General features: G+C 72.9%; 22 protein-coding genes. 15 read left to right on the top strand and 7 right to left on the bottom strand.

Translation table 11 applies throughout. From position 1 onward, the window contains the following. Nucleotides 1–168 precede the first annotated feature (168 nt). The 5 genes from ACF062_RS33460 (at nucleotide 169) to ACF062_RS33480 (ending at nucleotide 3636) form a co-directional block, all read left to right on the top strand. Complete coding sequence (locus ACF062_RS33460; protein WP_392143345.1) at nucleotides 169–498, top strand: hypothetical protein; 330 nt, start codon at nucleotides 169–171, stop codon at nucleotides 496–498. A 201-nt stretch (nucleotides 499–699) separates the two neighbouring features. Further along, the gene (locus ACF062_RS33465; protein ID WP_392143346.1) at nucleotides 700–1173 is read left to right on the top strand and encodes an ATP-binding protein; all 474 of its coding nucleotides are present in this window, start codon (nucleotides 700–702) and stop codon (nucleotides 1171–1173) included. Between the two features lie 248 nt (nucleotides 1174–1421). Further along, the gene (locus tag ACF062_RS33470) at nucleotides 1422–2027 is read left to right on the top strand and encodes a TetR/AcrR family transcriptional regulator (protein ID WP_392143347.1); all 606 of its coding nucleotides are present in this window, start codon (nucleotides 1422–1424) and stop codon (nucleotides 2025–2027) included. Nucleotides 2028–2050: 23 nt separating this feature from the next. Then, the gene (locus tag ACF062_RS33475; RefSeq protein WP_392143348.1) at nucleotides 2051–2635 is read left to right on the top strand and encodes a DUF4865 family protein; all 585 of its coding nucleotides are present in this window, start codon (nucleotides 2051–2053) and stop codon (nucleotides 2633–2635) included. Nucleotides 2636–2745: 110 nt separating this feature from the next. Beyond that, nucleotides 2746–3636 carry a phosphotriesterase gene (locus ACF062_RS33480; RefSeq protein ID WP_392143515.1) on the top strand — a complete coding sequence of 297 codons (891 nt, stop codon included), beginning with the start codon at nucleotides 2746–2748 and terminating at the stop codon, nucleotides 3634–3636. Between the two features lie 16 nt (nucleotides 3637–3652). Here the strand turns inward: ACF062_RS33480 and ACF062_RS33485 are convergent, their stop codons facing one another. Further along, entirely contained in the window at nucleotides 3653–3853 is a 201-nt protein-coding gene (locus ACF062_RS33485) for a hypothetical protein (protein WP_392143349.1), read from the bottom strand. A 480-nt stretch (nucleotides 3854–4333) separates the two neighbouring features. On the opposite strand from ACF062_RS33485, the gene ACF062_RS33490 reads away from it, so the two are divergent. Continuing rightward, on the top strand, nucleotides 4334–4933 hold the full coding sequence (locus ACF062_RS33490) for a TetR/AcrR family transcriptional regulator (protein ID WP_392143350.1): 600 nt from the start codon (nucleotides 4334–4336) through the stop codon (nucleotides 4931–4933). A 197-nt stretch (nucleotides 4934–5130) separates the two neighbouring features. After that, nucleotides 5131–6345, top strand: a complete 1215-nt coding sequence (locus tag ACF062_RS33495; RefSeq protein ID WP_392143351.1) for an MFS transporter — start codon at nucleotides 5131–5133, stop codon at nucleotides 6343–6345. On the opposite strand, the gene ACF062_RS33500 is transcribed toward ACF062_RS33495, so the two are convergent. Beyond that, entirely contained in the window at nucleotides 6342–7574 is a 1233-nt protein-coding gene (locus tag ACF062_RS33500; protein WP_392143352.1) for an ROK family protein, read from the bottom strand. The two genes, ACF062_RS33495 and ACF062_RS33500, sit on opposite strands and share 4 nt — an antisense overlap. A 111-nt stretch (nucleotides 7575–7685) precedes the next feature. On the opposite strand from ACF062_RS33500, the gene ACF062_RS33505 reads away from it, so the two are divergent. Then, nucleotides 7686–8993: an MFS transporter gene (locus ACF062_RS33505; RefSeq protein ID WP_392143353.1), complete on the top strand. Its 1308-nt coding sequence runs from the start codon at nucleotides 7686–7688 to the stop codon at nucleotides 8991–8993. A gap of 51 nt (nucleotides 8994–9044) precedes the next feature. Then, nucleotides 9045–9788 carry a maleylpyruvate isomerase family mycothiol-dependent enzyme gene (locus ACF062_RS33510; protein ID WP_392143354.1) on the top strand — a complete coding sequence of 248 codons (744 nt, stop codon included), beginning with the start codon at nucleotides 9045–9047 and terminating at the stop codon, nucleotides 9786–9788. Nucleotides 9789–9991: 203 nt separating this feature from the next. Here ACF062_RS33510 and ACF062_RS33515 read toward each other — a convergent pair whose 3' ends face one another. Further along, on the bottom strand, nucleotides 9992–10408 hold the full coding sequence (locus ACF062_RS33515; protein WP_223773264.1) for a MarR family winged helix-turn-helix transcriptional regulator: 417 nt from the start codon (nucleotides 10406–10408) through the stop codon (nucleotides 9992–9994). An 89-nt stretch (nucleotides 10409–10497) separates the two neighbouring features. Here ACF062_RS33515 and ACF062_RS33520 point away from each other — a divergent pair, with 89 nt between their 5' ends. Both ACF062_RS33520 and ACF062_RS33525 read left to right on the top strand, forming a co-directional pair. Next, nucleotides 10498–11997 (top strand): MFS transporter, encoded by a 1500-nt coding sequence (locus ACF062_RS33520; protein ID WP_392143355.1) that lies wholly within the window; start codon nucleotides 10498–10500, stop codon nucleotides 11995–11997. A 73-nt stretch (nucleotides 11998–12070) separates the two neighbouring features. Next, nucleotides 12071–12376, top strand: coding sequence for a DUF6332 family protein (locus ACF062_RS33525; protein ID WP_392143356.1), 306 nt, complete (start codon nucleotides 12071–12073; stop codon nucleotides 12374–12376). Here the strand turns inward: ACF062_RS33525 and ACF062_RS33530 are convergent. Then, nucleotides 12337–13002, bottom strand: coding sequence for a response regulator (locus ACF062_RS33530; protein ID WP_392143357.1), 666 nt, complete (start codon nucleotides 13000–13002; stop codon nucleotides 12337–12339). The genes ACF062_RS33525 and ACF062_RS33530 overlap by 40 nt on opposite strands. Next, the gene (locus ACF062_RS33535) at nucleotides 12999–14276 is read right to left on the bottom strand and encodes a sensor histidine kinase (protein WP_392143358.1); all 1278 of its coding nucleotides are present in this window, start codon (nucleotides 14274–14276) and stop codon (nucleotides 12999–13001) included. Before ACF062_RS33535 ends, ACF062_RS33530 begins: the two co-directional genes overlap by 4 nt. 183 nt (nucleotides 14277–14459) lie before the next feature. Here ACF062_RS33535 and ACF062_RS33540 point away from each other — a divergent pair, with 183 nt between their 5' ends. The 4 genes from ACF062_RS33540 (at nucleotide 14460) to ACF062_RS33555 (ending at nucleotide 16188) form a co-directional block, all read left to right on the top strand. After that, the gene (locus ACF062_RS33540) at nucleotides 14460–14789 is read left to right on the top strand and encodes a helix-turn-helix transcriptional regulator (RefSeq protein WP_223773269.1); all 330 of its coding nucleotides are present in this window, start codon (nucleotides 14460–14462) and stop codon (nucleotides 14787–14789) included. Nucleotides 14790–14793: 4 nt separating this feature from the next. After that, nucleotides 14794–15381, top strand: a complete 588-nt coding sequence (locus tag ACF062_RS33545; RefSeq protein ID WP_392143359.1) for a hypothetical protein — start codon at nucleotides 14794–14796, stop codon at nucleotides 15379–15381. Further along, nucleotides 15378–15899, top strand: coding sequence for a hypothetical protein (locus ACF062_RS33550; RefSeq protein ID WP_392143360.1), 522 nt, complete (start codon nucleotides 15378–15380; stop codon nucleotides 15897–15899). The genes ACF062_RS33545 and ACF062_RS33550 overlap by 4 nt, the downstream gene beginning before the upstream one ends. 91 nt (nucleotides 15900–15990) lie before the next feature. Continuing rightward, entirely contained in the window at nucleotides 15991–16188 is a 198-nt protein-coding gene (locus ACF062_RS33555) for a hypothetical protein (RefSeq protein ID WP_223773272.1), read from the top strand. A gap of 9 nt (nucleotides 16189–16197) precedes the next feature. Here the strand turns inward: ACF062_RS33555 and ACF062_RS33560 are convergent, their stop codons facing one another. Together ACF062_RS33560 and ACF062_RS33565 are read right to left on the bottom strand one after the other, a co-directional pair. Then, complete coding sequence (locus ACF062_RS33560) at nucleotides 16198–17040, bottom strand: EamA family transporter (RefSeq protein ID WP_392143361.1); 843 nt, start codon at nucleotides 17038–17040, stop codon at nucleotides 16198–16200. Between the two features lie 151 nt (nucleotides 17041–17191). Beyond that, nucleotides 17192–18394 (bottom strand): geranylgeranyl reductase family protein, encoded by a 1203-nt coding sequence (locus ACF062_RS33565; RefSeq protein ID WP_392143362.1) that lies wholly within the window; start codon nucleotides 18392–18394, stop codon nucleotides 17192–17194. Nucleotides 18395–18425: the final 31 nt, after the last annotated feature.

An 18425-nucleotide genomic window follows, 5' to 3' on the forward strand; every position in this document is an offset into this window, starting at 1 on the left:
TCAAGCCCTGCGACGCAGCATGTGGGGGCGCGTGGACGCTCCGGTCCGACGTCTCCATGCGCACTGGTGCTCCACGCCCGGCGCGTGCAGACTGCACCGCACGGGGCACCTTCCTCCCGTACGGAGCGACATCACACATCACCGAAGCGCACAAGGGGGCGGAGCGTCATGGCGGAGCCGGAGTTCACGGCCACGGGCGTGCGGATCGGGCGGCGCTTGCGCTCCCTCACCCGGGCCGGGCAGGTCCGAATCGCCGACGGCAGGCTGGAGTTGCTCACCAGTCACGGCAGAGAGATCGACAGCGCCCCGGTGCAGGCGGTGCGCACGGGCAAGCCGTGGTTCGCCACCGAGGACCGGGCGCTGGCCGAGGTGAACGGCCGCCGGTACAGCCTCACCCTCGGCGAGCGTGAACCGGGCCCCGGCCAGGGCGGACCGCCGACCGTGCGCAGGTTCATCGAGGCGGTGGGCAGGGCCGCGGAACGCCGTCGGCGCGGTTGAACGGCGGGAGGCGCGGCACGACGCGCGAGTTGCACGCCCGCACCCCCTGGGTCACTCTGGTCTCACATCACTCTGGGTTTACCGGCGATGACGCTGAAGAACCAGCCCGCCGCCGGCCACGCAGCAGGCGGCAGACCACGCGGCCCCCTGCTCGATCCGAACGTCGTCTTCTTCCGGACCTCAATTCGGGGAGTCGCAGCCGTGATCAGCCAACAAAGCAGGCATTGCACGGTGGAGCTCCAGGCTCTGCCGTCGCGGATCCGCCAGGTCCGCAGAATCGTCTCTGCGCAGTTGCGCTACTGGCATCTCGATCCCTTGATAGACCAGGCCGCCCTCGGCGTGACGGAGTTGCTCAGCAACGTCCATCGGCATGCCGAGCCGGACAAGGAGTGCACCGTGGAGATCGAGCTGCTGCTCGACCGCCTCACGGTCTCCGTCCACGACCACGATCCGAGGCTTCCCGAGGTCCACGACGCCGATGTCTTCGCCACCTGCGGCCGCGGCCTCGCGATGGTCGCGGCGGTGAGCGAGAGCTGGGGCGTGCGTCCGCAGGGCGACGCCGGGAAGACGGTGTGGTTCACACTTCCCGCGCCCTCGCCCACCGCGACCGTGCCGTCGTACCCCGTGTACGGCGCGGCCGTGAAGACTCCCGCCCGGTCGGCCGTTGCCGGCTGACCGGGCGGTGACCGTCCGCCGCGCCCCCACCCGGCGGCGACGGCCCACGGCACATCGAGGCGCGCCACCCGCCGAGCGGGGCGCGACCCCGCCGAGGCTCCCGCGGCCCAGTCCACCGGAGCGGCCGCCGCGCGCCGCGTCGGCGGCCGGCGAACACGAGAGCACCGCCTGACGCACCGTCGGGCAGCTTGACCAGCACCTGGCCTTGGCGAAGAGGGGCCGCTCCGTCGATTTCTGTACCTACTAGTATGTACAGTATCCGCATGAGCACTCCGGAGCGTCTGATCGAGTCCACTCGCGAGCTGCTGTGGGAGCGGGGCTACGTCGGTACGAGTCCCAAGGCGATCCAGCAGCACGCGGGCGCGGGACAGGGCAGCATGTACCACCACTTCGCAGGCAAACCCGACCTCGCGCTCGCCGCGATCCGGCGTACGGCCGAGGAGATGCGGGCCACGACGGAGGCGGTGCTCGGCGGCTCCGGATCGGCGTACGCACGCGTGGAGGCGTATCTCCTGCGCGAACGCGACGTGTTGAAGGGCTGCCCGGTCGGGCGGCTCACGATGGACCCGGACGTGATCGCCAGCCACGAGCTGCGCGCGCCCGTCACCGAGACCCTCGACTGGCTGCGCGACCGCCTCACCGGGATCCTCGAAGAGGGCATCGCCCGGGGCGAGTTCACGGCATCGCTCGAACCTCGGGAAGTCGCCTCGGCGATCGTCGCGACGGTGCAGGGGGGTTACGTCCTGGCCCGCTCGTCCGGCGCGCCGGCCGCCTTCGACACGGCGGTGCGCGGCCTGCTCGCCCTCCTCGGCGCCTGCGCGGCCGCTCCCTCCCGCGCCGCCTCCGCCAACTGAGCCTGCCACCACGGGAGTACGCGATGCACGCCATGCAGTACGAGATCACACTGCCCGCCGACTACGACATGGGCGTCATCCGCGACCGGGTCGCGTCGAAGGGCCACCTCCTCGACGCGTACGCCGGTCTCGGCTTCAAGGCCTACCTGATGCGCGAGCGCGGCAGGGGCGGTTCGCCCGTCAACCAATACGCGCCCTTCTATCTCTGGAACACCGCCGCGGGTATGAACTCCTTCCTCTGGGGCCCCGGGTTCCAAGGTCTCGCCCGGGATTTCGGCCGCCCTGCCGTGCGGCACTGGCCGGTCCTCGCGTACGAGGATCAGGCCGCGTCGGGGAGTACCGCGAGGGCTGCGGTATGCCGCCGACGGAGGATCCCCGAGGCGGCCGACCTGCCGCACCTGGCTGGCGAACTCGCCGACGCGGCACGGAAGTTGACGGATGTGGAGGGTGCGGTGAGCGCGTTGACCGCCGTCGACCCGCGTACCTGGGAAGCGGTGCACTTCTCGCTCTGGGAGCACGAGGCACCCGAGGGTCTCGGTGAGGTCTTCCAGGTGCTGCACCTGTCGACACCCGAGCGCGAGAAGCTGAGGAACGGACGGCAGTGGTGACCGCACACCCAGCAAAGACGGCGAGGCACCCATCGGACACCGCGAGCGGCACAGACCCCGCGGACCACGCAGGCCCCGCAGCGCACAGGGTCCGCACCGTCCTCGGCGACATCGCCCCGGAACGGCTCGGGGTCTGCGACGCCCACGACCACCTCTTCCTGCGCAGCCCTCAACTGCCGGGCCAGGAGCTGGACTCCGCACAGGCCGCGGCGGACGAGCTGGCGGCGTTCCACGCGGCAGGCGGGCGAAGCGTCGTGCAGTGGACGCCGCACGGCATGGGCAGGCAGGCGGGGCGGCTGCCGGAGCTGTCCGGGGCGGCGGGCGTCCACGTCGTCGCCGCGACGGGGCTGCACCAAGCCGTGCATTACGCCCCGGAGTCGCTGGAGCGGCTCCGGGCGGAGGGCCTCGCCGGAGTGTTCGTCCGTGAACTCACCGAAGGCATCGGGCACTCCGGTGTGCGGGCCGGGCTGATCAAGGTCGCGGGCGGCTTCCACGGCCTCGACGCCCACGCCCGCTGGACGATGGCCGCCGCGGCCGAGGCCCACCGTGCGACGGGCGCGCCGATCGCCGTCCACCTGGAACTGGGCACCGCGGCGCTGGACGTACTCGACCTGCTCTGCGGCGAGTCGGACGTGCCTCCGCACCGGGTGATCCTCGGCCACCTGAACCGCTCCCCCGACCTCGCCGTCCACCGCAAGGCCGCCGAGGCGGGGGCCTTCCTGGCCTTCGACGGGCCATCCCGCGCCCATCACGCCACGGACTGGCGCATGCCGGACGCGGTGCGCTCGCTGGCCGACGCGGGCTTCGGCGACCGTCTGCTGCTCGGCGGCGACACCACCACGGCGGGCGCGCGTTCGGTGCGGGGCGGTCCCGGCATGCCCCACCTGCTGCGCGGGGTGCGTTCTCGACTCGAACTCGCCCTGGGTGAGGGCGTGGGTGCGGAGTTGACGGAGCGGATGCTGACGGTCAACGCGGGGCGGGCGTTCGCGGTGGAGTGGTAGGCAGGGCCCCTGCCTCCTACTCGGTGCGCAGGGCCGTAGTCGTCCGGGCCCTGGCAGCCCAGCCGGCGGGCAGGAGCGCCCCCAACGTGGCGATGACGAGGCCGCCGAACGCGAGCGGCAGCAGTTGTGCCCCGTGGTAGACGGCGAGGACGGAATTTGGGAAGCGCAGCCCCACGCTGTCGCCCATCGCGGGCAGGACCCAGCCGTGCAGGGCCACGCCGAGCGGCACACCCAGGGCGCCCGCGACGAGTCCGGAGCGCGTGGCGGGCCGGCCGGCTGCGTACGGTGGACGCGCTCGCCATCGGCCGTACCGACTCGGCGGGCCGCGGTCGATGGGCGGCCCGCCTGGCCGGACGGCTGCCGCTGCCGCAGCCGGTCGCCCTGGGCCTCGCCCGGCCCTTCGCGCGGTCGGCCCGCGCGCTGGCCAAGGGCGCGGCGATCCTGTTCGGCGCCGTCGCCGTCACATTCACCAGATGCCGGCGCTCACCGCGCCCGACAAGGGCGGCCACCAGGTGCTCTACCGCTTCACCGACGCGGGCACCGCCGATCGGATCACCGCGGGCGGCGAGGCCGTGACGCGGTCCCTGCCGCAGGGAGTGGCCGTCGGCGAGCAGTCATGGCTGACCGTCAAGAAGTCGGCCGAGCGGACGCGGCTCCCGTATTGCACTGCACGTTCCAAAACCGGTACGGTCGCCCCATGGCGCGACCGAGGACTTTCGACGAGGAGCGGGCCCTGGACGCGGCGATGCACGCCTTCTGGGCGAACGGCTACGAGGCCACCTCGACCCAGGATCTGTGCGAAGCCACCGGCCTGGGCCGCAGCAGCATCTACAACACGTTCAGCAGCAAGCACGATCTGTTCCGGCGCGCCCTGGCCCGCTACATGGAGACCATGAACGCCCCCCAGATCGACATCCTGGAGGATGTGGAGCGCCCGGGCCTGGAGCGTGTGCGCGCGCTGCTCGCCCGGGTCATCGAGGGTGAGTTCGAGCACCGCAGGGACGGGCACAGCCTCGGCTGCCTCACCGTCAACACGACCGTCGAACTCGCCGCACGCGACCCCGAGGCGTCCGCCATGCTGGAGCGGGACCTCGCGGCGCGGCTCACCATGTTGCGCACCGCGATCCGGTCCGGCCAGCGCGACGGCGAGATCACGGCGGAACGGGGCGCGGACACCCTGGCCCGTTACGTCAACGCCGTCATCGGCGGCATGCGGGTCGCCGCGCAGGGCGGCGCCGACCGGGCCACCCTGGAGGCCATCGCGGAGACCGCGCTCGACGCGCTGATCCCCCGCTAGCGGCCGACCCGCCCCGGGCCCTCCCACCACCGCGCCGAACCGAACCGCACCACCCCGCATCACACCCCTTCGGCACGCCCGGCGCCCCGGGCGTGCCGGCACACGCCTTCACGCCCCTTCACGCGCTTCAACGCGCCGTCACGCCATCATTTTGTACTGACTCATCCAAAACAATGCCCCGACAGGAGCACACCCCCATGCCCCGTGCCGTATACGTACTGGCCCTTGGCATCTTCGCCATGGTGACCAGCGAGTTCGTGGTCGCAGGACTGATGCCGCAGATGGCCGCGGGACTGGACGCCACGATCCCCGAGATCGGCTATCTCATCACCGCCTTCGCCGCCGCGATGGCCCTGGGCGGCCCTTTCCTGACGATCGCTCTGCTGAAGGTGCGCCAGAAGAACGCGCTGCTCCTGCTGTTCGGTCTGTTCCTCGTCGGCAACGTCCTCGCCGCGCTCGCGCCCGACTACCGCACGATGCTCGTGGCCCGGGTCCTCACCGGCATCGCGTCCCAGGCCTTCTTCGGCGTCTCCATCTCCCTGGCCTCCCGGCTCACCAGGCCCGAAGTGCGCGGACGCGCCGTCGCCGTGGCCCTCAACGGGCTGATGCTGGGCACCCTGCTCGGCCTGCCGCTCTCCACCGTCATCGGTGAACACCTGGGCTGGCGCGCCGCGTTCTGGGCCATCACCGTCCTGACCGTGCTCGCCGCCCTGGCCACGCTCGCCGGGGTGCCGAGCGCCGACGGGGAGGCGGAGGCGAGCGGCGGGCTCCGTCAGGAGCTGGGCGCCTTCCGCAACCCCCGGCTGTGGCTCACCCTCACCACCAGCACCTTCGTGATCGGCGCCACCTTCTCCGCCTTCAGCTACCTCAACCCGATCCTCACCGAGATCACGGGCTTCTCCACCGGCACCGTTCCGTTGCTGCTCATCGCGTACGGCGCCGCCACCGTCATCGGCAACACGGTCGTAGGGCGGCTCGCCGACAGCCGCACCCTGCCCGTACTCGTCGTCGGCCTCGCGCTGAACCTGGCCTTCCTCGCCGGTTTCGCGCTGCTCGCCCAACTGACCGTGCCCGCCGTGGCGTTGTTGATGGGCATCGGTCTCGTCGGCGTCACCATGAACCCGGCCCTGGTCACCCGCGTCCAGCGCACCGGCAACGCGCGGCCGCTGGTGAACACCGTCCACTCGTCCTTCATCACCCTCGGCATCATCATCGCCACATCCGTGGGCGGCCCCGCCATCGACGCCTTCGGTCTGCGGGCACCGCTGTGGATCGGCGCGGGGCTCGCCGCGCTCGGCCTCGTCACGCTGATACCGGACGCGCTGCGCCGCCGGGCCGAGTCCCGAGCCGTCCCGCCGGTGCCGACCGACGCCGAGCGACAGGTCGCGCGCGACGTGCCCGAGACGGTCTAGCCGAGCGCCCCGAGGGGGTCGTCGAGCACCGGTTGCCAGGCCAGCTCGGCGGCCCCCACCAGGCTGTTGTGATCCAGCGTGCAGGCGAGGATCGGCACGCTGCCGCTGCGGCCCCAGAGGCTGCGGTCGGCGACGACGGCACGCAGCCGTTCGGGGTCCGCCTCCAGCAGGGCGCGGTGCAGCCCGCCCAGGATGATCCGGTCCGGATTGAGGATGTTGACCAGCCCCGCGAGGCCCAGACCGAGCCGGTCGATCAGCGCCTCGGCAGCGGAGCGCACGGCCGGGTCCGCGTACGCGTCCCGGAGCAGGGTGCGGGCCTGCACGAGCAGCCCCTCGGGCCCGGGCTCGCGGCCGGCCTCCGTCAGGAAGGCGAGGGGGTCCGTCTCGACGTCCAGGCAGCCGCGGCTGCCGCAGTGACAGGGGCGCCCCTCGGGGTTGACGGTGAGGTGACCGACCTCCAGGGCGAGGCCCGAACTCCCGGTGTGCAGGCGGCCGTCGAGGACGAGGGCGCCGCCGACGCCGCGGTGGCCGGTCGCCACGCACAGCAGGTCCCGCGCGCCGCGGCCCGCGCCGTGGCGGTGCTCGGCGAGGGCGGCGAGGTTCACGTCGTTGCCCGCGAAGGCCGGCCCCCCGATGCCCGCGGCCCGCACGCGCTCCGTGAAGATCTCCCGGACCTGCGCGCCCGCGGGCCACGCCAGGTGCAGCGGATTGAGGGCGGTGCCCTCCGGCTCCGCCACCGCGGACGGCACCGCGAGGCCCGCCCCCACGCAGCGCCTGCCGGTCTCCCGCAGCAGCCGCGCGCCCGCGTCGACCACGGAACCGATGACCTGCGCGGGGTCGGCGTCGATGATCTCGCAGCCCGGCGCGGTCGCGACGGTGCGCCCGCCGAGCCCGACGAGCGCGGCCCGGAACCCGTCGGCGTGCACCTGCGCCGCCAGTGCGACGGGCCCGTCCTCCGCGACGGAGAGCCGGTGCGAGGGCCTGCCCTGCGATCCCGCGGCCGCGCTCGGCTTCGCGTCGATGCGGATCAGGCCGAGCGCCTCCAGCTCGGCGGCGACGGCACCCGCCGTGGCACGTGTGACGCCCAGCTCGGCGGTGAGCACGGCACGGGTCGGGGCGCGCCCGGTGTGGACCAGTTCGAGCGCGGGGCCCAGCGCGCCGCGCCCTCGGTCCAGGCGGGTACGCGTGGTCACTTCCCCCTCGGCACGGGGGTCAGCCTTGCCGTTCATGAGGGCGAGTCTCCCATGATCCGTACACGGCATCGCCGCTCGGACGTCATCCGCCCTTTCCTCACCACAACCGTCTTGTACGCCGCCGGTGCGCACCTCTACCCTGACTTTGTGCCGCTACTAAACAAACTAGGGTCCGCAGCGTCGCGGCCCACCGCCCCGGATCTGCGCCGCCTGCGCGCGGCGCTCACCGTCTTCTTCGCCCTCGACGGCTTCGTCTTCGCCGGCTGGGTGGTCCGCATCCCCGCCATCAAGGAGCGGACCGGCGCCTCGGCCAGTCAGCTCGGGCTCGCGCTGCTCGCCGTGTCCGCCGGCGCGGTGGTGACGATGACGCTCACCGGGCGGCTCTGCAAGCGCTACGGCAGCCTCCCGGTCACCGTGGCCTGCGGTGTGCTGCTCCCGCTGAGCGTCGCGCTGCCGCCACTGACGGACTCGGTTCTCGTGCTCGCGTTCGTCCTGCTGTTCTTCGGGGCCGCGTACGGCGGTATCAGCGTGGCGATGAACAGCGCCGCCGTCGATCTGGTGAGCGCCCTGCGGCGGCCCGTGATGCCGAGCTTCCACGCGGCGTTCAGCCTGGGCGGCATGCTCGGCTCGGGGCTCGGCGGCCTGGTCGCGGGGCACCTCTCCCCCACCCCGCACCTGCTCGGCATCACCGTCGTCGGCCTCGCGATCACCGCGGCGACGGCGCCCGCGCTGCTGCGGCACGGGGCGGCGGTCCGTATCCGGGCAGGCTCCCCCGAGCAGCCACGGCTACCGTCACCACCACGGCGGGAGGCGACCCACCCCACCCGCGAGAAGCACCGCACCCGCATGGACCGCCGCACCCGCGGCCTCGTCCTCGTGTTCGGGCTCATCGCGCTGTGCACCGCGTACGGCGAGGGCGCCATCGCGGACTGGGGCCCGCTGCACCTGGAGCAGGACCTGCACGCGCACCCGGGCGTCGCCGCCGCGGCGTACTCGTGCTTCGCCCTCGCCATGACCGTCGGCCGCCTCATGGGCACCACCCTCCTCGAACGGCTCGGCCGCACCCGCACCGTGGTCGGCGGCGGCGCGACGGCCTGCGCCGGGATGCTGCTGGGCGCCCTGGCGCCCTCGGCGGGCCTGGCCCTCGCGGGGTTCGCCGTCACCGGCCTCGGGCTCGCCAACATCTTCCCCGTGGCGGTCGAGCGCGCGGGAGCGCTGGCCGGCCCCGGCGGGGTCGCCGCCGCGTCGACGCTCGGCTACGGCGGCATGCTCGTCGGGCCGCCGCTCATCGGCTTCATGGCGGACTGGTACTCCCTGCCCACGGCGCTGACGAGCGTGGCCGTGCTGGCGGGGGTCGCGGCCTGCATCGGCTTCGCGACACGGCGCACGGAGCGCGCGGCGCCCTCGGTCCGTACGGCACACACGGAGGGCGTGGGGCGTACGGAAACGGTCTGACATCTTCCGGAGGCTTGGGTTCGACCACGCTCCATGCGACACACTCTCCGCATGGACATTTCCCGGCACATTCAAGTGATCAGCGCGGAAGGCCAGTTGTTGACCCGGGCCGCGGAACGAGCGGGGCCCGACGCCAAGGTGCCCACCTGCCCGGACTGGGAGGTGCGGGACCTGCTGCGGCACACCGGGATGGTGCACCGCTGGGCGGCGGCATTCGTCGCCGAGCGGCGCACCGAGTACCGGCTCGGCGGAGAGCTGCCGGAACTGGACGGCGCGGCGCTCCTCGACTGGTTCCGCGAAGGCCATGCCGCGCTGGTCGACACGCTCACCACCGCGCCGCCCGACGTCGATTGCTGGAGCTTTCTGCCGGCCCCGTCACCGCTGGCCTTCTGGGCCCGGCGGCAGGCGCACGAGACCACCGTCCACCGGGTCGACGCCGAGTCCGCGCGCGGGGGCGCGCCCTCGCCGGTGGACGTCGAGTTCGCCGTGGACGGGGTGGAGGAGTTGCTGCTCGGCCTCCACGCGCGCGAGAAGAGCCAGGTGCGCAGCGACGTTCCGCGGGTGCTGCGGATCCGAGCCACCGACGCGGCCGACGACCAAGTCTGGACGATACGGCTGTCCGAGGGGCCGCCCGTCACGGAGCGCGGCGCCACGGCTCCCGCCGAGTGCGAGATATCCGGCCCCGCGGCGGAGCTCTATCTCTCGTTGTGGAACCGGCTGCCGTTCCCCGAGGTGACCGGCGACCGTTCACTGGCGGCGCTGTGGCGGGAGAAGTCCGCCATCGTCATGCGCTGACCTGTCGCGCGGCGGGCCCGGAAACGGGCTAGGGCCTGTCTGACAATTCGCGTCGTCGCCCGGAGGGCGGCCTCGCGGCGTCAGGTGCGTGCTCTCGGCGTGCCGGGCGTAGGGCCTCGTACTGGATGTACTTGGCTCTGCGCCCGGTGCGGCGAGAGTGCGTGCATGGCGTCGCGAGGCAGGCGGGAATTGTCAGACAGGCCCTAGGGGCCGGAGGTTCCGCAGTCGGAGCCGGCGAGCATCCGTTTGAGCACCGCCCGCTGCAACGGCCGCACCTCGCGGTGCAGTGCGCGTCCCTTGTCGGTCAGGGAGACGCGCACGCCGCGCCGGTCCTCACTGCACATGCCGCGCTCGACGAGGCCGTCCTTCTCCAGGCGCCCGATGAGACGCGAGAGCGCGCTCTGGCTCAGGTGAACCTGGGAGGAGATCTCCTGGACGCGGAACGTACAGCCGCCGTCGTCCGACGACCCCTCGGCCAGGACGTCGAGGACCTCGAAGTCGCTCGCCCCCAGACCGTGCGGATGCAGCTCGCGGTCGAGTTCGCACAGTGTGCGCGCATGCACCGCGAGGATGTCCCGCCATTGATCCACGAGCCCCTGCTCGGCCGTTTTCGCCGCCATGACATGCGACGGTAGCAGAAAGGCCCCCGTTTGTTGCATCGGAATTAAATGCGCTTGCACACAATGCATACGCATGTACCTTCGTCCGCATGACTTCTCCGCTCACGGCAGTCTCCGCGTCCCCGGAGCGCTGGACCCCCCGCCTGTGGGGCACCCTGCTGGTGCTCTGCGCCGCAATGTTCCTCGACGCGCTCGACGTATCGATGGTCGGCGTCGCCCTGCCCTCCATCGGCTCCGAACTGAACCTCACCACCTCGACCCTCCAGTGGGTCGTCAGCGGCTACATCCTCGGCTACGGCGGGCTGCTGCTCCTCGGCGGCCGCGCCGCCGACCTGCTCGGCCGCCGCCGCGTCTTCCTCATCGCGCTCGCCGTCTTCGCGCTCGCCTCGCTGCTCGGCGGCTTCGTCGACTCCGGGCCGCTGCTCATCGCCAGCCGGTTCATCAAGGGGCTGAGCGCCGCCTTCACCGCCCCCGCCGGTCTGTCCATCATCACCACCACGTTCGCCGAGGGCCCGGTCCGCAACCGCGCGCTCACCATCTACACCACCTGCGCCGCCACCGGCTTCTCCATGGGCCTCGTCCTGTCAGGTCTGCTCACCGAGGCCAGCTGGCGCCTGACCATGCTGCTGCCCGCGCCCATCGCGCTGCTCGCGCTGATCGCCGGCATCAAGCTGATCCCGCGCAGCGCCCGCGAGCAGAACAAGGGCGGATACGACGTGCCGGGCGCCGTCACCGGCACGGCCGCCATGCTGCTGCTCGTCTTCACCGTCGTGGAGGCCCCCGAGGCCGGCTGGGCGTCGGCCCGCACGCTCCTCTCCTTCCTCGCCGCCGCCGTCCTGCTCGCCGTCTTCGTCCGCATCGAACTGCGCTCCGCGAGCCCGCTGGTCCGGCTCGGCGTCCTGCGCTCAGGACCCCAGCTGCGGGCACAGCTCGGCGCGATGACGTTCTTCGGCGGCTATGTGTCCTTCCAGTTCCTCGCCACGCAGTACTTCCAGTCGCTGCTCGGCTGGTCCGCGCTGGAGACCGCGCTCGCCTTCCTGCCCGCGGGCGCCCTGGTCGCCCTGTCCTCGACGAAGGTCGGCTCGGTGATCGACCGGTTCGGCACGCCGCGCGTGATCGTGGCCGGCTTCGTCCTGCTCGTCGCCTCGTACGTGCTGTTCCTGCGGATCAGCCTCACTCCCGCGTACGCCGCCGTGGTGCTGCCGTCCATGATCCTTCTGGGCTTCGCCTGCGCCCTGGTCTTCCCCTCGCTCAACATCCAGGCCACCAACGGCGTGGACGACGACGAGCAGGGCATGGTCTCCGGGCTGCTCAACACCTCGATCCAGGTGGGCGGCGCGATCTTCCTCGCGGTCGTCACGGCCGTGGTCACCGCGTCGTCCCACGCCGGGGACTCCTCGCCGCAGGCCGTCCTCGACAGCTTCCGGCCGGGCCTGATCGTGGTGACCGTCATCGCCGTCGCCGGGCTCGCCATCTCTGCCACCGGGCTGTGGACACGGCGTACGAAGGAGAGCGTCGCGGGACGTGTCGTCGCGAAGTCGGTGCCGGTTCCCGACGCCGACCGGGAGCGGGTGGCCGTCCACGACTGACCGTGGAGGCGTGAGCCGGGTGCCCGGCGGCGGTCCCTTGCACGCCGGGCCCCCGGCTGTGACACTTCCGGGCATGACGAATACGGGGGATACGGGGCGCCGGACGGCCGCCGAGCGGGACGCGATCACGATCGAGATCGGTTACGCGCTCGTCAGCGGGGCGGTCGTGGCCATCGCGTTGTTCTGCGTGGTGACCATCGGTCCCCTGCTGGCGTTCGACCCGCCGCGCGCCGTCGCGAGCGCGCTCGTCGTGGCCGGGCCCGTGCTCGCCGTCGTGGTGTTCGTGGTGCGGGTGGCCACCGTGCTGTGGCGGTTCCACGACCGCGCGCGGGCGGCGGCTCAGCCCAGCCAGCCGGGGCGGACCAGGCCCGACTCGTAGGCGAGAACGACCAGTTGGGCGCGGTCACGGGCGCCCAGTTTCACCATCGTCCGGCTCACGTGCGTCTTGGCGGTGAGCGGGCTGACGACCAGGCGGCGGGCGATCTCCTCGTTCGAGAGGCCGATGCCGACCAGCGCCATCACCTCCCGCTCCCGCTCGGTGAGGCCGCTCAGGGCGTCGGCGGCGGCCGGCTCCTTCGAGCGGGCCGCGAACTCGGCGATGAGCCGACGGGTCACACCGGGCGAGAGCAGCGCGTCGCCCTCGACCACCGCCCGCACCGCGCGCAGCAGTTCGTCCGGCTCGGTGTCCTTGACGAGGAAACCGGAGGCTCCGGAGCGGATCGCCTCGAAGACGTACTCGTCCAGTTCGAAGGTGGTGAGCATCACCACCTTCACGCCGTCCAGGCCCGGCTCGCCGGTGATCCGGCGCGTCGCGGCGAGCCCGTCGAGCAGCGGCATGCGGATGTCCATCAGGACGACGTCCGGGCGCAGTCGACGCACCGCCCGCACCGCTTGCTCACCGTCCGCGGCCTCCCCGACGACCCCGATGTCCGGCTGGGCGTCGAGGAGCGCCTTGAAGCCCGCCCTGACCAAGGACTGGTCGTCGGCGAGCAGTACGCGGATCACTGGTCCTCCCGGGGTGCCGTGCGGGCCTCGCGGTCCCGGTCCGCCGCCAGGGGCAGTACGGCGCTCACCCGGAAGCCGCCGTCCGGGCGCGGGCCCGCCTCGATCGTGCCACCAAGGGCCGCGGCGCGCTCCCGCATCCCGGCGAGGCCGTTGCCGCTGCCGCCCGCGTCGGCCCCGATGGCGGGCCCGTCGTCATCGACGCGCAGGGTGAGCGCCGTCTTCTCGTGGCTCACCCGCACGCGTGCGTGGCGTGAACCGGAGTGGCGTACGACGTTCGTCAGCGCCTCCTGGACGATGCGGAACGCGGCGAGGTCCGCGCCCGGCGGCAGCTTCGCCTGGGTGCCCTTGGTGGTGACGTCGACGGTCAGGCCCGCGCTCCTCGCCTGCTCGACGAGTTCCGGCAGCCGGTCGAGACCCGGCGCGGGGGCGCGGGGCGCCTCACCGGGGGCGCGCAGCGTGTCGAGCACCTGGCGCACCTCCCCCAGCGCCTCCTTGCTGGCGGCCTTGATGGTGGTCAGGGCGGCGCGGGCCTGCTCCGGGTCGGAGTCGAGCAGGGCGAGGCCCATGCCGGCCTGGACGTTGATGACGGAGATGCTGTGCGCGAGGACGTCGTGCAGTTCGCGGGCCATCCGCAGCCGCTCCTTGTCTGCGCGCCGCCGGGCCGCCTGCGCCCGCTCGGCACGCTCCTTGACCCACTGCTCCCTGCGTACGCGGCCGAGTTCGGACACGGCGACGATCGCCACGACCCAGACGGCGACCACGATCTCCTCGCTCCAGGCACGGGCCCCGTCGCCGCCCGGCGGCAGCCACTGGTAGAGCCAGTGCGCGAGCAGCAGATGCCCGGCCCAGAGCACGCCGACGGCTCCCCACGCCGCGCGCCGGTGCCCCGCGACGACCGCGGCGAAGCAGGCCACGGCGACGGTGAGCAGGACCGGGCCGTACGGATATCCGGCACCGAGGTAGACCAGCGTGAGCCCGACGGTGGCGTACGCGACCGGCACGGGGTGGCGGTGGCGCGCCAGGAGCGCCGCCGTGGCCAGGAACAGCAGCACCCGGGCGGTGGGCGTGAGGCTCTCGCGGCCGGGCTGGCCGTCCCCGGCGAAGCCGGAGCCGATCTGCACGAACACGGTGAGCGCGAGCGTCGTCAGCCAGGGCAGCCGCCGCACCCCGTCCTCCGTACCGGAACTCCACCAGGGCGGGCCGTACCGCCACATCGGCGCTCCGCCCCACGCCGGGGGCGGCCCGCCCGGCCCGCGTTCGCGCTGCTCGTCCATGAGCGTCACGCTAGACGGCGGGCGGTGCGGCGGGCGTCCGCCGGGCGTGGTGATCGGGCGTACTCCCGGGGGAGTACGCCGCCCCGCGCCGCTGCCCCTCCGCTTCCCGCTCTCGGGTCTCCTGGAGCCTTGCCGCGCTGGTGACGCCCATACTAGAGTTTAGGTATGGCTAAAACGCCGCGCATGACACTCCAGACCCAGCTGGTGCTGCGGACCTTGCTGGAGACCCCGGCCCGGGCCCGCTACGGCCTCGAACTTTCCGAGGCGGCGGGCCTGCCGACCGGAACGATCCACCCGATCCTCGCCCGGCTGGAGAACGCGGGCTGGCTGGAGTCGTTCTGGGAGGACACCGGCGAGATCGAGAAGACCGACCCGCCGCGCCCGCGCCGTCGCTACTACCGCTTCACGCGGAGCGGCACCGAATCCGCCCGCCTCGCCCTCGCCCAGGCCTACAACGGCGGGGCGACCTCCGCCCGCCTGCGTCCGGCCGCCGACGGTCCTGGAGGGGTGTAGCCGCATGGGAGGAGACTTCGAGGGTGGCTTCCTCGTGGAGCCCGGTCCAGGCCATGAGCGCATCGACTCCGCCGGGGAGACGGCGGACGGCCAGGCCGACAGCACGGTCCGGCACCTCCGCTTCCTCGGGAGCGTGGACCTGGAGCCCCCTACCGGTGTTATTCGGACCTGCGTCAATGGACACGCCACGACAGCGGACGACTGGTGCGAGATCTGCGGGCACCGGATGCCCGGCCCCCCGCTCCCCGAACCGGTGCGGACGGAGGCGGCCGAGGACGACATCCGGGTCGCCGAGGACGAAGCCGACCCGAGTGCCGGCAGCGCTGTCACGGCCCTGTCGATCGCGGCCGCGGCGGCCCTGCCGTCGGCCCTGGTCCGGCCCCCCAGGCCCAGCAAGTGCGTCAACCTCGCCGCCCGGCTCCTGCCCGGCCGGGACCGCGAACGGTGGGTCGAGGAGTGGCAGGCCGAGTGGTTCGACCTCGCCTCCCGCTCCCCACGCGTTCGCGCCGTGTTCGTGGCGCGCGTCATCCTGCACAGCGGGCCTCGGCTCGCCTGGCTCCTGCGCGTCCGACGCCCCAAGGAGACGGCGTGACCGGCCCCTTACCCGTACGCGACAAGCCGCACTTCACACGGGAACGCGCCGACGACCTCGCGGCGTACAACGCGGCACTGGCCGCGGCACATCGGTTCCTCGCGTCCCCGGCGATGGAGGAGTGGGCGCGGACAGCCCTCACTGGGCTCACCGGAGCACCCACGTACGTGAGCCGCAGTCGCTCCGTACTGACGCTCGATGACGACGAACTGCGCGGGATGCTGCGCTCCGTCCGGGAACAGCGCCGCCGGGGCGACCGAAGCCGTCCGGTCGGGCGGCACCCGGCGGCGCCCGCGCCGGACAGCGCCTCGCCGAGCCCCCGGCTCATCTCGTTGGCGGCCGCGCTGTTGCCCGGGGCCCAGCGTGGCCGGTGGACCGAGGAGTGGACCGCCGAGTGGGCCGACCTGTCCGAACGCCCGGCGCACACGCGGTGGCCGTACCTGTGCCGGCTCCTCCTCCACGGCGCGCCCAGGCTCGCTTGGAGCGCCCGCCGCGCCGCCCGCCGGAGACCGGTGTGAGCCGCTCCGGTCCCGCCCCCGTATCCCCTGTATCCCCCGTATCCCTCGTGTCCCTCGTGTCCACGGGAAGCACCCGACAGGAGACCACCTGATGTCATTCCAGGACGGCGGGGCCACCATCCGCCTGCGCTACCTGCCCGGCACCGGTTTCGCTCTCGCCGGCGCCGTGACGGCAGGCATCACCTGGGAGTACGTCCCGCAGGCCGGCACCTGGCCGCTCGCCGTGATCGCCGCTGTGGCCATGATGTGCGACGCGGCCATCATCGCCACGCGCGGCCGGCGCGGTTGACGGTGGCGCTCAACCCAGGCTGAGCAGGACGACGGCCGCGGCCGCGCCCACCAGGCCGGTGGCCTGCGCCCGGGTGACCTTCTCGCCGAGGACCGCGAGGCCGAGGACTGTCGGGACCGCCGGGTAGAGGGAGGCGAGGACGACGGCGACGGCCAGCATCTGCTGCTGGGTGGCCCAGAAGTAGAGGATGAGGGCGAGGGCCGCTCCCCCGCCGATCAGCACCGCCGCGCCCCACAGCCGGGCGGGCTGCCGGAACTCGGCGGCGCTTCGCACGGCGCTCGGCAGCAGCAGGAGCACCGCCGCCAGCCGCCCGGCGGCCACGGGCCACACCCCGCTCGCCGGATCCGCCTGGGCGAGCCCGATGTACTGCACCGCCACTCCCGCGCTGGCGATCAGCCCGTCCACCGGCAGCCGCCGGGCCTTGCCGCCGTCGCCGGGAGCGCCGCCGCCGGCGGAGACGAGCCAGAGCGCGGGCACGGTGACGCCGATGCCGAGCCAGGACAGCGGGGTCGGCCGGTCGCCGAGGAACAGCACGCCGCACAGCACGGACAGCGCCACCCCGGTCACGGCGCTCACCGGGATCACGACGCTCATGGCGCCACGGCTGAGGCCACGGTTGAGGAAGTGCATGGCGACGGCGCTGCCGGCCCCGGAGAGCGCACCCCAGGCCACATCCGCGGAGCCGACCGACTCCGCGGGCATCAGCAGCGCGACCGCCAGCGCGAGGAGCAGGCCACCGGCCTGCCCGAGGAAGGTGACCACGGTGAAGTGGATCCGGCGGGAGAGCAGCCCGCCGGCGAAGTCGACGATGCCGTAGATGGCCGCGGAGGTCAGTGCGAGGAGAGCACCCATTCACTCCAGGTGCCCCGCCGGCCGCTCCTGACCCATGACGCACACCTCTCGCACACCGGAGCGCGACGGTCCGGAGCCGACCGGCGGCTGCGTGACCACGTGGCTACGTGTGTACGTGGCTACGTGTGTACGTGTGTACGTGTCTACGCGACTAGCGGTCTATCGCGCTGAGCGCGCGGCCCGCCAGCGGATGCGTCCGCACCAGTTCGCCGAGCGTCGTCGAACCGCGCGTGATCTTCGCGAAGGCGTTCCACGCGGGGCGGAAGCCCGTGATCGCCGCGTGGAACATGCCGGGACGGCGCTCGAAGACCTGGAGCATGCGGCGCCCCACGCTCATCTCGACACCGAGGCCCGCCTTGATCGCGAAGGCGTAGTTCAGTGCCTGGCGGCGGGCGTCCACCGCGTCGTGCGCCTCCGCGATCCGCACCGCCCACTCGCCCGCGAGCCGCCCGGAGCGCAGCGCGAACGAGATGCCCTCGCGGGTCCACGGCTCCAGGAGTCCCGCCGCGTCACCGCAGACCAGGACCCGGCCTCGCGAGAGCGGTGAGTCGTCGCTGCGGCAGCGCGTCAGGTGTCCGGAGGAGATGCTGGGCTCGAAGCCGGCGAGGCCGAGCCGGGCGATGAAGTCCTCCAAGTACCGCTTGGTGGCGGCGCCTTCGCCGCGCGCGGAGATCACACCGACGGTGAGGGTGTCGCCCTTGGGGAAGACCCAGCCGTAACTGCCCGGCATCGGGCCCCAGTCGATGAGGACCCGCCCCGCCCAGTCCTCCGCGACGGTCGCGGGCACCGGGATCTCCGCCTCCAGGCCGAGGTCGACCTGGTCGAGCTTGACCCCGACGTGTGCTCCTATCCGGCTCGCGCTGCCGTCGGCACCGACCACGGCGCGGGTGAGGACGGTCTCGCCACCCTGGAGCACGACGGCGACGGTCCGCCGGTCGGGCACCTCGGGGCCGTGCTGCTCCACGCGCGCGACGGTGACGCCGGTGCGCAGCTCGGCGCCCGCCTTCTGCGCGTGCTCGACGAGCTGCTGGTCGAACTCGGCGCGGTTGATGAGCCCGAAGAGCATCTGCCGGGAGCGGCGGGTGCGGGTGAACTTCCCGTCCAGGGAGAACGTCACCGCGTGCACCCGGTCCCGCAACGGCAGCTCGAAGCCGGGCGGCAGGGAATCACGGGAGGGGCCGATGATGCCGCCGCCACACGTCTTGTAACGCGGCAGTTCGGCTTTCTCCAGGAGCAGCACGCTGCGTCCCGCGACGGCTGCCGCATAGGCCGCCGAGGCCCCCGCGGGGCCGGCTCCGACCACGACGACGTCCCACACGTAACCGGCGTCGTCCGCTGAGTTCTCGCTGCTCACGTTGGTCTACCGCTCCTGATCCCGCTGTTGG

Origin of the sequence: Streptomyces sp. NPDC015345 (assembly GCF_043078805.1) — a bacterium.
Classification (GTDB): Bacteria; Actinomycetota; Actinomycetes; order Streptomycetales; family Streptomycetaceae; genus Streptomyces.

Bases quoted from the DNA above. Each gene is read 5' to 3' on its own strand.
- ACF062_RS33460 (WP_392143345.1), top strand. From the start codon at position 169: ATGGCGGAGCCGGAGTTCACGGCCACGGGCGTGCGGATCGGGCGGCGC.
- ACF062_RS33470 (WP_392143347.1), top strand. From the start codon at position 1,422: ATGTACAGTATCCGCATGAGCACTCCGGAGCGTCTGATCGAGTCCACT.
- ACF062_RS33475 (WP_392143348.1), top strand. From the start codon at position 2,051: ATGCACGCCATGCAGTACGAGATCACACTGCCCGCCGACTACGACATG.
- ACF062_RS33490 (WP_392143350.1), top strand. From the start codon at position 4,334: ATGGCGCGACCGAGGACTTTCGACGAGGAGCGGGCCCTGGACGCGGCG.
- ACF062_RS33495 (WP_392143351.1), top strand. From the start codon at position 5,131: ATGCCCCGTGCCGTATACGTACTGGCCCTTGGCATCTTCGCCATGGTG.
- ACF062_RS33500 (WP_392143352.1), bottom strand. From the start codon at position 7,574: ATGAACGGCAAGGCTGACCCCCGTGCCGAGGGGGAAGTGACCACGCGT.
- ACF062_RS33510 (WP_392143354.1), top strand. From the start codon at position 9,045: ATGGACATTTCCCGGCACATTCAAGTGATCAGCGCGGAAGGCCAGTTG.
- ACF062_RS33515 (WP_223773264.1), bottom strand. From the start codon at position 10,408: ATGGCGGCGAAAACGGCCGAGCAGGGGCTCGTGGATCAATGGCGGGAC.
- ACF062_RS33520 (WP_392143355.1), top strand. From the start codon at position 10,498: ATGACTTCTCCGCTCACGGCAGTCTCCGCGTCCCCGGAGCGCTGGACC.
- ACF062_RS33525 (WP_392143356.1), top strand. From the start codon at position 12,071: ATGACGAATACGGGGGATACGGGGCGCCGGACGGCCGCCGAGCGGGAC.
- ACF062_RS33535 (WP_392143358.1), bottom strand. From the start codon at position 14,276: ATGGACGAGCAGCGCGAACGCGGGCCGGGCGGGCCGCCCCCGGCGTGG.
- ACF062_RS33540 (WP_223773269.1), top strand. From the start codon at position 14,460: ATGACACTCCAGACCCAGCTGGTGCTGCGGACCTTGCTGGAGACCCCG.
- ACF062_RS33545 (WP_392143359.1), top strand. From the start codon at position 14,794: ATGGGAGGAGACTTCGAGGGTGGCTTCCTCGTGGAGCCCGGTCCAGGC.
- ACF062_RS33555 (WP_223773272.1), top strand. From the start codon at position 15,991: ATGTCATTCCAGGACGGCGGGGCCACCATCCGCCTGCGCTACCTGCCC.
- ACF062_RS33560 (WP_392143361.1), bottom strand. From the start codon at position 17,040: ATGGGTGCTCTCCTCGCACTGACCTCCGCGGCCATCTACGGCATCGTC.